Consider the following 12,794-nt stretch of genomic DNA (forward strand, 5'->3'; position numbering starts at 1 on the left):
AAGAGTTTTTATAACGCCCAAACTGAGGCCACTAAAAGAGGGCCGCCTGGTTTGCCAGGGCGGCCCTCGTTTGAACATTATCTGTTCCTGCTGTCGCGTGGCACGACCGGCGTGCCACACGCCGTGGCTTGCTTAGCGAAACGACTCACGCAGCCGCTTGCCCGCATACTCCTGCGCAGCCTTTGCCTTGGCAACGACTGCCGCACAACCGAAGAACTCGTGCGTCACGCCGGTGTAGACCTCACGCTCGACCGGCACGTTGGCCTCCTTGAGGGCGTCTTCCAGCTTGGCGCCGTCGCTGCGCAGCGGGTCGATGGTGGCGTTGATGATCGTCACCGGTGCCAGGCCGCGCAGGTTGGCGTTGACCAGGTCCAGGCGCGTATCTGCCTTGTCCGCGTCGCTACGGATCAGGTGCCCCACGAACCACTCGATCATGGCCTTGTTCAAGGGCTTGGCGATGGCGTTTTCGATGTAGGACTCGGTGTGCAGGCTGCCGGTCTGGCCAACCGGGTACACCGCCAGGATATGCGTCGGTGCCTGCAGCCCCTTGTCACGTGCGGCCACTGCCGTGGCGATGGCCAGGTTGCCGCCGGCGCTTTCGCCTGCAAGGGCAACGCGCTGCGGATTGCCGCCGATGCTGGCCGCGTTTGCCAGCACCCATTCGTAGGCGGCGAGTGCGTCGTCCCAGGCGGCGGGGAACTTGTGTTCGGGCGCCTGGCGATAGTCGACCGAGACCACAATGGCGCCGGTTTCCTTGGCCAGCCCGCGCGCGCCGCCGTCATAGACCTCGGCATTGGCGATCACCCAGCCACCACCGTGGAAATAGACGATGACCGGCAGTGCGGTGCCGCCCTGCGGGGTGTAGACGAAGGCAGGAAGATTGCCGGCAGGCGTTTCCAGCGTGTGGGAGGTGCGCTTGACGCCGGGTACCAGCACCTCGGGATCGGCGGTCTTGCCCTGGTCCTGCAGCAGCTTCTTGACCGCATCGGCGATGGTTGGCTGCTGCCGGGCTTCGGCCGGCGTGAGCTTTTCGATGGCCTTGGGTTCGAGCGCATCGTGGGCCTGGGCCAGGTCGTGCATGTCGTCGTCGGCACGGATGGCGCCGATGACGTTGGAAAGGGTGTCGATGATCGGGTTGGGCTTGCCGTGCTCTGTCATGTGTGCGTCTCGGTTGGTTGACCCTGACGCTAGCGGTAGCACAGTCAATGGGGCGAAAAGGGAGCTCGGCCGTTATGCACATGGCCGCAACATCTGCGGCGGGCGCCGGTTGCGATTGCTGTTGCATGATCGCAGCGGCGCGCGCTTCGTGCCGCTGGCGGCATCACGCGAAGCCCCGGCTGCAGGCAGCGCTCACCAATCGGTGGGCGCATAGTCCTTGAGGAACTGCCCCCACACATGCTCGCCGGTGTTGGCGCCGTGGATGATCGGGTCGACGATGCGGGCGGCGCCGTCGACGATGTCCAGCGGCGGGTGAAAGCGTTCCTGCTGGACCTTGAGCGCGGCGATGTCGGCCGGATCCTCGTCGGTGACCCAGCCGGTGTCGACGCTGTTCATGTGGATGCCGTCGTTCTGGTAATCGGCCGCCGAGGTGCGCGTCATCATGTTCAACGCGGCCTTGGCCATGTTGGTATGCGGATGCCGGGTGGTCTTGAAGTTGCGGTAGAACTGCCCTTCCATCGCCGAGACGTTGACGATGTGCTTGTCGCGCTCGGGCGTGCGCAGCATCAGCGGCTTCAGCCGCGCGTTGATGATGAAGGGCGCGATGGCATTGACCAGTTGGGTTTCCAGCAGCTCCACCGAGGGCACTTCGTCCATCAGCAGGCGCCAGGAGTTGCGCCCGCGCAGGTCCACCTGCTGCAGGTCCTGGTCCAGCCGTCCTTCCGGGAACAGGTGCTGCTGGCCAACCAGTTCGTCGTCCAGCAACGCCACCTGCGACAGCTCGGCGGCGCGGGTGAGGCCGTCGGCGCCGTCCAGGCCGCGGCCATGCACCGCCGGCAGCGCCATCGCCGAGGCATCGCGCAGTGGTTCGGGCGTGCGCAGGCCTTCGTAATGGCCGACCAGGTTGCGCACGGTGTCCGGCAACTCATGCAGCGCGGCGGTTTCGCCGGCCATCATGTGCGCGTAGAACTGCGGCGGGCGGCGCACGGTCTGGCAGGCATTGTTGATGATGAAGTCCAGCCTGTCGCGGGTGGCCAGCAGCTGGCTGCAGAACGCTTCCACGCTGGGGGTGTGGCGCAGATCCAGGCCGAACACCTGCAGGCGATGGCCCCACTCGTTGAAGTCCGGCTCCTGCGCATAGCGGGCGGCCGAATCGCGCGGGAAACGCGTGGTCACGATCAGTTCCGCACCGGCGCGCAGCAGTTTCAGGCCGGCCTGGTAGCCGATCTTGACCCGGCCGCCGGTCAGCAGCGCCACGCGTCCGCGCAGGTCGGCGGTTTCGGTGCGCTTGAAGTAGTTCAGCTCGGCGCAGGTCGGGCACATCTGGTCGTAGAAGTGATGCAGCTGGGTGAACTTCTGCTTGCACACGTAGCAGTGGCGCAACTCCGGCGAATGCGTGGGCTCCGGTGCGGCGGTGGCGTTTTCGCCGTTGTGCGCATCGTGCAGGCCGGCGGCATGCGGCGGGAAGAAGTTCGGCGTGCTGAATACCGGTTTGCGCCGCAGTGCGCGGATGCCGCGCTGCTCCAGCAGCGCCTCGGCCTTGCGCACCTTCTCCTGGTGCCGCTCGCGCTCGCGCTGCTTGAGCAGCTGCCGCCGCGCCTTGGGCTCGGGGTGATAGACCCGGGCCACCACCTGGTGCAGGCGCACGCGGTCGGCCTCGGGCAGGGTGTCGAGCACGCTGCGGTCGGCCTCGATGGCCTCCAGTAGGTCCAGCGCCGCGCGCAGGCGGTCGGTCAGGGGCAGGTCGTCGGCGGGCACGGGCGGGACGTTGGTGTTCAAGATGGATCCGGAAAGAAGCGGTACAGGGGCGTGGCGGGGGCGGCCGGCTGCCAGAAGGCGGGAAGGGGCCGGCAAGAACGGCGGCAGGCTGCCGGCTGGGGGCAAGCGATCGGCCGCAGCGCAGGCATTTTCGCCGATTGTGGGGCCGTGGCGCCAATCGATGGGGGTGTAGGGGCCGAGTTGCCGCCGCGACGCCCGCGCAACTGGTGGCTACGATAGCCCCGAAGGTGCAGGGGCCGGCTGTTGCTGCCAACCAGGTGTACTGATGCCGCATGCGGGTGCCTGGTTTCCCTCATCAGCGCGCTGGCACCCTTTAGAATCGGCCGTACATGGGGCCGGCAACATGGTTCTGTGGGAGACCCACACCACGTCCAGACAGGAAGGACCCGCCATGCCAGCATTTGCGCTTCAGTATTTTCGTCGGTTAGCCCTTGTCGCGGCGATGACGGGATTGGCTGCGTGCGGTGCTGCTCCAGAGCAGTCGAATCCGGCGCCCCCGATCAGCCGCGAAGCGGCCGCGAAGCGAACTGTGGTCCCACTAACGCGCCCCGTTGCCCTGGACAAGGCCGGCACGATCGCGGATCTGGAGTTTGATCTTCCGCCGCCTCGCCCTGGTGCATCTGCTGATTTGATGCTGGGCCTGCGCGTGTGGGCGGCGGATGCGACTTCCATGTACAAGATCAAGGATTCGATCAACCATGGAGAGTTCCATGCGAGATTGCATCTGACGCGCGTGGATGGCGCAGCCCCTGTGCAGATTGCACTGACGCGTATAAGCAAGGACTTGAGCCATCGACTTCCCGTTGCCGAAAGTGGTGAAGTGTCTGCTACCACATCGACCAGCGTAGACAGTGCAATGCTCAAGGATGCCGGACTTCTCGACCAGCGCTCGGTGTATGGCGTGCTCAGTCTGGCCCAGGTGCAAAGGGCTGTGCCCGGGAGATATCGCCTTGTTGTTGAGCTCCGCGGTGACCGGCCGGATTTGAATGAAAAAAATGTTGAGCTGATTGTTGCTTACTTCAATAAAGGGAAATAAGTCATGGCCAAGGAAGACCCTTACCTTCTCACAATTTATCTTGCATCCCCCGGTACGCCGCTGAAAGAAGGGGGAACATCCTTCACCGGACACATGTATCTGGGAACCTCCCACGGCGATGTCCATGAAAGCTTCGGCTTTGCACCAAGCGCAAGGCCCAGAGCGCAGCGGAGTGATTCGGATGACATCCCGGGGGAAGTGTCCGGAAAAGATGTAGAAAATTACAGGGACCCTCAGTACGCAAGAACGATGGAAATCAGCAAGGATCAGTACGACAGAATCCGAGAGTTTGCAGCCGACCCTGCAAAGCACGGCTTCGACATGAGATACGACACGTTTTCCAACTCGTGTGTCGACTTCAGCTGGGCCGCATTGAATCATGCTGGCCTTTATCGCCAGACCGTTCTCGGAGGCATCAAAGGCTATGAAGGCGAGCCGAAGGTACTGCATAACGAGCCTGAAATTCAGAATCTCAAGGCGCCTTTTCCGGAGAGTGAGTTGAACGGGGAGGTGCGACACCCCAAGCCTGAGCGGGATCTGTGGCAACTCATCTTGTCCGATAACCAGACACGGGTCGATACCGGTCGCCTGGTTGCTGATGGCACGCCGATAGACCCGCTGCATCGCCAGGCCGAGGAGGCAGTGCGCCGCCTTGAGCAAGGGCTTGGCAGGGAGTACGACGAAAATAGCTCACGCCTGGCGGCCAGCTCCGCGTCCTTGGCCAGGGAGCATGGGCTGTCACGGATCGATCATGTTGTATTGAGCGAAAACACGGCTACAGCGCGGCAAGGCGAGAACGTGTTTGTTGTGGAGGGAGCTTTGAACGATCCAGCGCACAAGATGGCGCACATGAGAACCGGTGATGCGATCGCGCAGCCCGTCGCCTACTCCTTGGCGCAGCTGCAGTCCTTGGGCGAAACGCAGCAGCAGTTACAGCAGCAGGAGCAACTGCGGGAGCAAGCGATGGCACCGCAGCACCGGATGACGTGAGACGGGTTCTTCTGGCAAGGCGGCCGCCGCGATTGATGGAACGGCGTGAGGGTGAGCCGGTTACGGGGATCTGCTCTTTGAGCAGATCCCATGCCGAACGCAGGGATGTGATCGCCTGGACGATTGGGTAGTCTTTCACCCACCGGGCGGATAGGCGCCCGGACATTCAGGGGACATCGATGAAGACTTCCATGCTTGCCAGTGGGTTGGCCGGCTTGCTGTGTGCGTGTACGGTGGTATCGCCCGACCCGGGCCAGAAAGCGGTGTTGGTGGATAAACCGATGCTGTTCGGTAAAGGCGGAATCCGCCTGGACGACGTGCGTGACCCGGGTCGGACGTATGCGTGGCTGACCACATCCGCCACCTATGTGGATGTGACGCCGCAGACCGTGCAGGTGGCCTTCGACGACTTTTCGTCCAGTGACAATATCCTGCTGGATTTCTCCACGCAGATTCAGTACCGGATCACCGCACCCGCAGTGTTGTTGTCCGGCTTCGGGCAGGATTGGTTCAAGAACAATGTCGCCAGCCAATACGCATCCATCGTGCGCGACCAGGTCAAGCGCTATGACATGACCAAGATGATGAGCGATCCCGATACCGCCAGAAAAATCGATGATTCGGTGACGCAGAACGTTCGCGCCCTCGTCAAGGAGCAGCAGCTGCCGATCGAGATCCAGAACATCACCTTGGGCCGCGCGCGTCCCAACCCGGATGTCCTGCAGCAGATGAACCTGACCGCTGCCCAGCAGCAGCGGGTCAAAACGCTCGTCGAGGCCACCACGGCCGAGCGGCAGCGTGAACAGGAGCAGGTCGCCAGGGCCGATGCCGACAATGCGTACCGCAATCGCATGGGGCTGACCCCGGAACAATATCTGGCCAGCCAGATCGCCGAACTCAATGCAGAGGCGTGCAAGAAAGCGCAGGCCTGCTACATGGTGCCGTCCGGCACGTCGGTGATTGCCAGATAGCGCGCGTTGCCGGCCGCATGCGGTGCAGGGGCCGCGATTGCCTTGCAGTCGTTGATCTCCGGTCTTGCAGCGCAGATGGCTGGTCGCGGTTGCTCATGCCAGCAGGCCCACTCACGCACTCTCCAAATCGGCTGGGCTAGGGTTGCGGCCTACTGGTGTAGCGGGAGAACGCGGCATGGGCCTGTTGGTCGACGGCAAGTGGCAGGACAGTTGGTACGACACCGACAAGAGCGGCGGGCGTTTCGAACGCTCGCAATCGCAGTTCCGCAATTGGGTGACGCGCGATGGCAGGCCTGGCCCGCACGGGAAGGGCGGCTTTCAGGCTGCTCCCGGCCGCTATCACCTGTACGTCTCGCTGGCCTGCCCGTGGGCGCATCGCACGCTGATCTTCCGGCGCCTGAAAGGGCTGGAGGCGATGATCGACGTGTCGGTGGTGAACTGGTTGATGCGCGACCAGGGCTGGACGTTTGATCCTGGCCCGGGCGTGATCGCCGATCCGGTTCACCACGCCAAGCGCCTGTACGAGGTGTATCTCAACGCCGATCCGCAGTACTCCGGGCGGGTGACGGTGCCGGTGCTGTGGGATCGCGAGCGCGACACGGTGGTGAGCAACGAATCGGCCGACATCATCCGCATGTTCAACAGCGCCTTCGATGCCGTTGGTGCGGCCGAAGGGGACTTTTATCCCCCTCCGCTGCGTGAGCAGATCGATGCGCTCAATACGCGTATCTACGACACCGTCAACAACGGCGTCTACAAGGCGGGCTTCGCCACCACGCAGGCCGCCTACGAAGAAGCCGTGGTGCCGCTCTTCGAGACACTGGACTGGCTGGAGGCGCGCCTGGGCGAGCACCGCTATCTGTGCGGCGAGGTGCTCACCGAGGCGGATTGGCGGCTGTTTACGACGCTGGTGCGGTTCGATGCGGTGTATGTGGGGCACTTCAAGTGCAACCTGCGACGGATTGCCGACTATCCCCACTTGTCCGGATTCCTGCGCGAGCTCTACCAGATGCCCGGTATTGCAGACACGGTGAATTTCCAGCACATCAAAGGCCATTACTACCAGAGTCACGGCACCATCAATCCCACCGGCATCGTGCCGCTGGGGCCGGTGCTGGATCTGCAGGCGCCGCATGGGCGTGGCGGCTGATGCAACCGGCGGCTGCACGGCGCAGCGCTCGGGCGCACTGCCGCATGGCGTGCACTAAGCTGTGCGCCTTGGCGACCAACAGGAGCGGTCAGTGCTGAATCATGTGATGGTGGGATCGAACGATATTGCGCGATCCAGGCAGTTCTACGATGCGGTGCTCGGCGGCGTCTTCGGCGCTCCCGCGCCGCTGGTCAACACTGCCGGCTCCGGCCATGTGCGCCTGTTCTATCGCCATGCCGGCAGCACCTTCGCCGTCAGCGAGCCGATCAACGATGCACCGGCGACCAGCGGCAACGGCGCCACCGTCGGTTTCATCTGCAGTTCGCCAGAGCAGGTGCAGGCCTTCCACGACGCGGCCGTGGCTGCAGGCGGGGTGTCCATCGAGGATCCGCCGGGCGAGCGTGAGAGCCGCATGGGAGCGGTCTGGCTGGCCTACGTGCGCGACCCGGATGGCAACAAGCTCTGTGCGATCTACCGGCCCGTCTAGACCCGGATGCCTGCGCTGCGGCGACATGCCGCAGCGCTGTCGGGCATCGTGCTGTTGCTGCGCCAGGGCGACGGTGGGGTGACCGTCGCCGCGGCGCGGCACGCAGTTGCGTCAGGTGACGGACCCAGGCACCGGGTGTTGGGCTAGTGCTTTGCCGCGTCGCGCATGATCAGCGTCGCAGCGCCCACCGTGATCGCGTCCTCGACCACACCGGTGCTGGTCTGGCCATAGCGTTCGATCGCGCGCATGCGCACGTTGAAGGTAAGGTAGGCGGCCGCCACTGCGGTGGTCGCGCCCAGCACGGCAGCCACGCCGCGCTGATGGCGCGGTGCCAGCGCGGTGCCGACGATGACGCCGGTGGCGATGCGGGCAATCATGCCGGGCAACACGATGCGGTCGGGAGCGGTTTTCATCTTGTCGCCGGCCAGCTCACCACCGGCCAGCGCCAGCATGCCGGCCGATGCGAGGGGATTGGCGAGCAGTGCCGGCGCGCCGTTGTCGGCGGGGAGCTTGCCGGTGCGCGCAGCGTTGGCCACTGCGGCCAGCGGGGTCATCGAGCGCATGCCGGCGACGGCGCTCATCAGGATGGAATGAATCAAGGCCATGAATACCTCTGCATGTGCTCACCAAGCGCAGGCGGAATGCGCTGCGTGCGGCACGCTGTATGGACGTTCAGACACTAGGGCGGCGCATGTATGGGCATTGGCAAGATGTTGTGCAGGCGGTGCATTGGCGGCGCGCGCCCGCCACCGCTTCTGCCGGCGCGCCACGGCGCCGGGCATCGAGCTCAGGGGGTTTTGCTGCCCAACAGGAACTTCAGGCCATGGGTGATGCCGCGCGGCGCGACGCTCAGGTGATCCTCGTCGTTGAGCACCTCCAGCTCCAGCTGCAGCGACGGATACCCTCTTGCGCGCAGCGTCTGCACCATGGTCCTGGCGTCGATCACCATGTCGTACTGCTTGTTGTAGCGCACCTGCTCGTACTCGCCGACGTACATGTAGACCCGCGCCGGCACATCGGTGTGTCCGGCGGCAAAGCGTTTTTCCAGCGCGGCCGTGGCGTGCTCGCCATACCAGTAGGAAGGGCTGCCAAGCAGATAGCCGGAAAACATCTGCGGTGTGCTGAGCAGGATATGGGTACCGAGCAGGCCACCGTAGGAATGCCCGAGAAACAGGCGCCTGCCTTCGTCGGTTCGATAGCGCTTGGCAATGAAGGGTAGCACCTGCCCGCGAAGATAGGCCGCGTAGGCCGTGCTGCCGCCATGGGTTGCGTTGGGCGGCGCGGTGCCGCCATTTTCCAGTGTCGGGGTGTAATCGCGCCGACGGCTGGGCATCGGCGCGTCACCTACCGCGTAGGACAGCCCGACCAGGATGAAGTCCTCGATCGCGGGCCCGTCGCCGTTCAAGCGGCGCGCGATCTGCCGCACCACAGGGAATGCATAGTCGCTGTCGGTGACGTAAAGGACCGGATAGCGACGCTCCGGGTGGTCGGCGTAGCCGGCCGGCAGGCCGACAATCACCTGATAGCGGCGACCCGAGCCCGGATCCGGGACATCCCAGACCTGGCTGTCGACGATTTCGTACGGCTGGCCCTCGCCGCGTTGCCCAGCGAGCGCGGTGGCCATGGCTGTTTTGGCCGCTGCCGGTGGTTGCGCAGGCGCCAGCGCCTGTTCCTGCGGTGCATGTGGTGCATTGATGCAGCCAGCGAGTGACAAGGCGAGCAGCCCTGCCGGCAAGTATTTGTTCAACAGCGTCCCCCGGCCACGTGTGGCGATAGCGCGCATCACTTCAGGCGGCCGACATATGCCAGCACAGGAGCCGCTGCCATATCGTTGGGGTTGGTGCCGGGCAGCCCTTGCGGTACCTCCATGCCTTTGCTGCGGTAAAAATCGGTCCAGTACTGCGAGATCTTGCCGGTCTGCAGGTTCTTGAAGTTCATCGGCTGCAGTGCGAAGACGTGCTGTGCGCGGAAGGCGCGTTCGATGAAGTCCGAGCAGTAGTAGCTGTTGTCGTCCTGCACGTAGGTCTGGTTGTAAGGCTTGCCGAGCATGCGCCGAGCCTGCGCGATGGCGCCGGGGATCGCACCGCGCTGTTCTTCCGTCAGCCGGTACACATGGATCTGCCGGTGCCTGGTATTGGCGTCTTCGACGAATGCCTGCAGGGGCTGCTGCCGCGAGCCTTGTTCGTCTGCATGCAGCAGCACCTGTTCCGTGCCGTCATGGGCGAGTAGCGCCACGTGATCGAAGCTGGGTGCGTCCTGTTTGGCGGTGGCATCGTCGATGGCGCCGCTCAGGCCGGTGCGGGCGGCGGTGACGAACAACAGGTCGCCGTCCTGGAGCTGGACTGCGATGGACGTTGCGGGCAGCAGTGCCAGTGCGAGCACGGCGAGCAGGAGGAGGATGCGCATGAGAGGCCGGCAGGTGATGCAAAGGGCGCCCATTATCGCCAGGAACGACGGCGGGCGGCTGGTGCGCGATGCGCTCTGTAGAATGCGGTGGCCAGCGGGCGTCGCCGCCGCCATCGCGTCGCGGCAATCCCTGTCCGTCTGGAGTGTTGCATGCGTGCTTCTTCTGCGTTGTCGCCGATCGGCCGGCTGTTTGCCGCCGCCGCCTTTTTCGAAGGGCTGACCTGGGCCGGGCTGTTGGTCGGCATGGTGCTCAAGTACGGTACCCACACCACCGAGCTGGTGGTGTGGGTATTCGGGCGCCTGCATGGCGCGGCCTTCCTGTTCTATGTGGCGGTCAGCGTGCTTGCCGCGTTGCGGCTGCGCTGGCCGTGGTGGGCGTGTGTGCTGAGCCTGCTGGCCGCGTTGCCGCCGCTGGTGACGGTGCCGCTGGAGATGTGGTTCCGGCGCATCGGCTTGCTGGGTGTGCGCACACGGAGCGGTGTCTGAGCACATCAGGGCAGGCCAGGCATTGCCAGGCGGCCGTGCGTGGTACGCGGCATCTCGCTGTGAACGCATCCAACGTCACGCCATAGGATGGACGCCGCCAACCGCCTTTGCCACCATAGGTGGACCAAGGAAGAGGCGGAGTGTCGCAATGCATTACTGGATGAGGAAGGCGACTGCCGCACTGGCGGTGGCGATGGCAATCACCGGATCGGTTTGCGCGCAGACGCCGCCGCAACCGGTGGATCTGACGCCCTATCTCAAAAGCGACCAGTTCGAGCGGATCAAGATCTCGCCGACGGGCGACTATTTCGCGCTCACCATGCCGCTGGAAGATCGCACCGTGCTGGGCATCGTGCGGCGCCAGGACAAGGTGGCCACCGCGAAAGTCACCGGTGGCGCCAATAGCGTGGTGGACGATTTCTGGTGGGCCAGCGACGACCGCATCGTGGTGTCGATGGCGCAGCGGCTGGGTTCGCGCGACGAGCCGATGGCGATCGGGCAACTGCATGCCATCGACGCCGATGGCAAGAATGGCCGCCTGTTGGCCAGCCCCTATGGCACCAATCCGGAGATCAACGGCGTGCAGTTGAAGATGGACCTGGAGCCTGGCACGTTCATGCTCGATACCTTGCCCGGTGATCCGCGCAACATCCTGGTGTCCACGATCCCGTTCGTCGGCGACCCGAGCATCCGCATCGACAAGCTGGATATCCTGACCGGCCGGCGTAGCACCGTGGCGACATCGCCGGTGCGTCGTGCGAACTTCGTGACCGACCAGCAGGGGCGCATCCGCTTTGCCAACGGCGCCGATGTGACTAACGTCAGCAAGCTGTATTACCGCGACGACGATGCTGCGCCGTGGCGGTTGGTCAACGATGCCGCCAGCAGCGGGCATCGTGCGTTTCCGCTCGGCTTTGCGGCCGATGGCAGCCAGGCCTACCTGCAAGTGGAGCAGGCAACCGGCACCGATGTGCTGGTGGGATGGGACCCGGCCAGCGGAAAGTCCACGCCGTTGTTGCACGACGACACCGTCGACCCCTACCGGATCCTGCGCGACCTGGATGGCACCACGCCGATCGGTGCGTCCTACATGAGCGACCGGGTGCGCAACCGCTTCTTCGACGAGAAGTCGCCGACGGCTAGGCTCTATCGCAGCCTGGAGAAAGCCTTCGACGGCAATGCGGTCTACATCACCTCGGCCACCCGCGACCGTCGCCTGGTGCTGGTGTATGTGTGGAGCGATCGCAACAACGGCGATTATTATTTGTTCGACACGGTCAGCAAGAAGGCCGACCGGGTGTTCAGCCGCCGCGAATGGTTTCCGCCCGATGGCGTGCCGGCGAGCAGGCAGGTGAGCTTCAAGGCGCGCGATGGCCTGGAGTTGCACGGCTATCTGACCCAGCCGCTGCACGCCGAGGCAGGCAAGCCGTTGCCGTTGATCGTGATGCCGCATGGTGGCCCGTTCGGGATCTTCGACAAATGGGAGTTCGACGACGACACCCAGCTGCTGGCCGCAGCCGGTTACGCGGTGCTGCGCGTCAATTACCGCGGCTCGGCCAATTACGGACGTGCCTTCACCCAGGCCGGCGCCAGGGAGTGGGGTGGGCGCATGCAGGACGATCTCACCGATGCCACCCGCTGGGCTATCGCGCAGGGAGTGGCCGATGCCTCGCGCATCTGTCTCTACGGTGCCAGCTACGGTGGTTACGCTGCGCTGATGGGGGTTGCCAAGGAGCCGGCGGTGTACCGCTGCGCCGCTGGCTATGTTGGCGTCTACGATCTGGACATGATGGCCCGCGACACCGCGCGCTCCGCGCGTTGGGCAAAGAACTGGACCGGCGACTGGCTGGGTGCACGTGACACCCTGGCCACGCGCTCGCCGGTGGTGCTGGCCAAGCAGATCAAGGTGCCGGTGTTTCTGGCGGCCGGCGGCAAGGACGAGCGCGCACCGATCGAACATACCAAGGCGATGGAGCGCGCGTTGAAGGGTGCGGGGGTGCCGGTGGAGTCGCTGTACTTCCCCAACGAGGGCCACGGCTTCTACACCGAGGCGCACCGACGCGAGTACTACACGCGCTTGCTGGCGTTCTTGAGCAAGCAGCTGGGTGGTGGGAGCGCTAAGTAAGAGGGGCGTTGCATCAGGTGTTGTCTTATGGAACGCGTGATCGAGCGTGCCTGCGGTGGTGATGCATGCAGCTTGCTGTGTTAACCGTGGTGCGCGCGCCTGCATCTTTGCGATGCGATGTTGCGACGTTTGCGTGTGCGGGTAGGGTGTCGCGGCCGGGTCCGCTCCTACGGTTCTTGGGGGGCATGGTGTCGCGCCCAGGGCCG

At 64.5% G+C, this 12,794-nt stretch carries 12 protein-coding genes; 7 read left to right on the plus strand and 5 right to left on the minus strand.

All coding sequences use genetic code 11. The features are described 5' to 3' along the window. Positions 1–132: 132 nt before the first annotated feature. Both CPBF1521_RS03225 and CPBF1521_RS03230 read right to left on the minus strand, forming a co-directional pair. Positions 133–1,158: an alpha/beta hydrolase gene (locus CPBF1521_RS03225; RefSeq protein WP_115675932.1), complete on the minus strand. Its 1,026-nt coding sequence runs from the start codon at positions 1,156–1,158 to the stop codon at positions 133–135. 192 nt (positions 1,159–1,350) lie between these two features. Continuing rightward, a complete protein-coding gene (locus tag CPBF1521_RS03230; protein ID WP_115675934.1) occupies positions 1,351–2,937 on the minus strand; it encodes an SDR family NAD(P)-dependent oxidoreductase in 1,587 nt (528 codons plus the stop codon). 391 nt (positions 2,938–3,328) lie between these two features. Between CPBF1521_RS03230 and CPBF1521_RS03235 the strand changes: the two genes are divergently transcribed. The 5 genes from CPBF1521_RS03235 (at position 3,329) to CPBF1521_RS03255 (ending at position 7,571) form a co-directional block, all read left to right on the plus strand. Next, the gene (locus CPBF1521_RS03235) at positions 3,329–3,973 is read left to right on the plus strand and encodes a hypothetical protein (RefSeq protein ID WP_147295418.1); all 645 of its coding nucleotides are present in this window, start codon (positions 3,329–3,331) and stop codon (positions 3,971–3,973) included. Positions 3,974–4,066: 93 nt separating this feature from the next. Further along, positions 4,067–4,963, plus strand: a complete 897-nt coding sequence (locus CPBF1521_RS03240; protein ID WP_370659369.1) for an XVIPCD domain-containing protein — start codon at positions 4,067–4,069, stop codon at positions 4,961–4,963. Between the two features lie 191 nt (positions 4,964–5,154). Continuing rightward, positions 5,155–5,934: an SPFH domain-containing protein gene (locus tag CPBF1521_RS03245; RefSeq protein WP_115675940.1), complete on the plus strand. Its 780-nt coding sequence runs from the start codon at positions 5,155–5,157 to the stop codon at positions 5,932–5,934. 175 nt (positions 5,935–6,109) lie between these two features. Beyond that, positions 6,110–7,084 (plus strand): glutathione S-transferase family protein, encoded by a 975-nt coding sequence (locus CPBF1521_RS03250; protein WP_115675942.1) that lies wholly within the window; start codon positions 6,110–6,112, stop codon positions 7,082–7,084. 91 nt (positions 7,085–7,175) lie between these two features. Beyond that, positions 7,176–7,571, plus strand: a complete 396-nt coding sequence (locus tag CPBF1521_RS03255; RefSeq protein WP_115675944.1) for a VOC family protein — start codon at positions 7,176–7,178, stop codon at positions 7,569–7,571. Positions 7,572–7,714: 143 nt separating this feature from the next. On the opposite strand, the gene CPBF1521_RS03260 is transcribed toward CPBF1521_RS03255, so the two are convergent. From CPBF1521_RS03260 to CPBF1521_RS03270, 3 genes are all read right to left on the minus strand, one after another. Beyond that, complete coding sequence (locus tag CPBF1521_RS03260; protein WP_115675946.1) at positions 7,715–8,176, minus strand: DUF4126 family protein; 462 nt, start codon at positions 8,174–8,176, stop codon at positions 7,715–7,717. A gap of 182 nt (positions 8,177–8,358) precedes the next feature. Next, positions 8,359–9,354, minus strand: coding sequence for an alpha/beta hydrolase (locus tag CPBF1521_RS03265; RefSeq protein WP_115675948.1), 996 nt, complete (start codon positions 9,352–9,354; stop codon positions 8,359–8,361). Then, complete coding sequence (locus tag CPBF1521_RS03270; RefSeq protein WP_115675949.1) at positions 9,354–9,977, minus strand: YiiX/YebB-like N1pC/P60 family cysteine hydrolase; 624 nt, start codon at positions 9,975–9,977, stop codon at positions 9,354–9,356. Before CPBF1521_RS03270 ends, CPBF1521_RS03265 begins: the two co-directional genes overlap by 1 nt. A 150-nt stretch (positions 9,978–10,127) precedes the next feature. On the opposite strand from CPBF1521_RS03270, the gene CPBF1521_RS03275 reads away from it, so the two are divergent. Both CPBF1521_RS03275 and CPBF1521_RS03280 read left to right on the plus strand, forming a co-directional pair. Next, the gene (locus CPBF1521_RS03275; RefSeq protein ID WP_167765917.1) at positions 10,128–10,463 is read left to right on the plus strand and encodes a DUF3817 domain-containing protein; all 336 of its coding nucleotides are present in this window, start codon (positions 10,128–10,130) and stop codon (positions 10,461–10,463) included. 193 nt (positions 10,464–10,656) lie between these two features. Then, on the plus strand, positions 10,657–12,588 hold the full coding sequence (locus CPBF1521_RS03280; protein ID WP_115676503.1) for an alpha/beta hydrolase family protein: 1,932 nt from the start codon (positions 10,657–10,659) through the stop codon (positions 12,586–12,588). Positions 12,589–12,794: the final 206 nt, after the last annotated feature.

The organism is Xanthomonas euroxanthea (assembly GCF_900476395.1).
Lineage (GTDB): Bacteria > Pseudomonadota > Gammaproteobacteria > Xanthomonadales > Xanthomonadaceae > Xanthomonas > Xanthomonas euroxanthea.

Coding starts and splice junctions, on each gene's coding strand:
- CPBF1521_RS03225 (WP_115675932.1), bottom strand. CDS start 1,158: ATGACAGAGCACGGCAAGCCCAACCCGATCATCGACACCCTTTCCAAC.
- CPBF1521_RS03235 (WP_147295418.1), top strand. CDS start 3,329: ATGCCAGCATTTGCGCTTCAGTATTTTCGTCGGTTAGCCCTTGTCGCG.
- CPBF1521_RS03240 (WP_370659369.1), top strand. CDS start 4,067: ATGTATCTGGGAACCTCCCACGGCGATGTCCATGAAAGCTTCGGCTTT.
- CPBF1521_RS03245 (WP_115675940.1), top strand. CDS start 5,155: ATGCTTGCCAGTGGGTTGGCCGGCTTGCTGTGTGCGTGTACGGTGGTA.
- CPBF1521_RS03250 (WP_115675942.1), top strand. CDS start 6,110: ATGGGCCTGTTGGTCGACGGCAAGTGGCAGGACAGTTGGTACGACACC.
- CPBF1521_RS03260 (WP_115675946.1), bottom strand. CDS start 8,176: ATGGCCTTGATTCATTCCATCCTGATGAGCGCCGTCGCCGGCATGCGC.
- CPBF1521_RS03265 (WP_115675948.1), bottom strand. CDS start 9,354: ATGCGCGCTATCGCCACACGTGGCCGGGGGACGCTGTTGAACAAATAC.
- CPBF1521_RS03270 (WP_115675949.1), bottom strand. CDS start 9,977: ATGCGCATCCTCCTCCTGCTCGCCGTGCTCGCACTGGCACTGCTGCCC.
- CPBF1521_RS03275 (WP_167765917.1), top strand. CDS start 10,128: ATGCGTGCTTCTTCTGCGTTGTCGCCGATCGGCCGGCTGTTTGCCGCC.
- CPBF1521_RS03280 (WP_115676503.1), top strand. CDS start 10,657: ATGGCAATCACCGGATCGGTTTGCGCGCAGACGCCGCCGCAACCGGTG.